The following is an 867-nucleotide window of genomic DNA, read 5'->3' on the forward strand; positions in this document are numbered from 1 at the left end:
GTTGAGGGCGTTGAGGACCGAGGTGTAGGCGGCCTTCTTGTTGCCGTTGCCGTCGAACAGCAGCGGGGTCTGGCTGGAGCGCCAGGAGTCGCTGTCGCGCACGCCCCACACGGTGATGCCGACGCAGCGGGCGACCGCGAGGCAGTCGTTGACGATGTTGGCGTAGGTCGTGGACGAGGCGCCCTCGACGTCCAGCTCGGTGATCGCCACGTCGACGCCCAGCGCGGCGAAGCTCTGCAGCGTGGTGCGGTAGTTGCTGTTGTAGGCGCTGCCGCTGTTGAAGTGGCCCTGCAGGCCGACGCAGTCGATGGGCACGCCGCGGGACTTGAAGTCCTTGACCATGTTGTAGACGCCCTGGGTCTTGGCCCAGGTCCAGTTGTCGATGTTGTAGTCGTTGTAGCAGAGCTTGGCGGCCGGGTCGGCGGCCCGCGCGGTGCGGAAGGCGACCTCGATCCAGTCGTTGCCGGTGCGCTGCAGGTTGGAGTCGCGCCGCCCGCCGTTGCTGTCGTCGAAGGCCTCGTTGACCACGTCCCAGTAGGGGATCTTGCCCTTGTAATGGGCCATGACGCCGTTGATGTGGTTGATCATCGCCTGGCGCAGTGCGCTGCCGCTGAGGGACTGCATCCAGCCCGGCTGCTGGGAGTGCCAGGCCAGCGTGTGCCCGCGCACCTGCTTGCCGTTCTGCACCGCCCAGTTGTAGATCCGGTCGGCGTTGTTGAAGTTGAACTGGCCCTGGTTCGGCTCAGTCGCGTCGATCTTCATCTCGTTCTCGGCCGTGACCATGTTGAACTCACGATTCGCGATCGTCGTGTAGTTCGAGTCACCCAGCCTGCTCGAGCTGATCGCCGTACCGAAATAGCGGCCGCT

Annotated in this window: 1 protein-coding gene; it reads right to left on the reverse strand. The window is 65.1% G+C overall.

The features are described 5' to 3' along the window. Positions 1-867 (reverse strand): glycoside hydrolase family 10 protein (locus FLX07_RS35845; protein ID WP_142576415.1); only part of this gene is annotated, 867 nt, incomplete at both ends.

It is taken from the genome of Microbispora bryophytorum (assembly GCF_006874465.1).
GTDB classification, from domain to species: domain Bacteria; phylum Actinomycetota; class Actinomycetes; order Streptosporangiales; family Streptosporangiaceae; genus Microbispora; species Microbispora bryophytorum.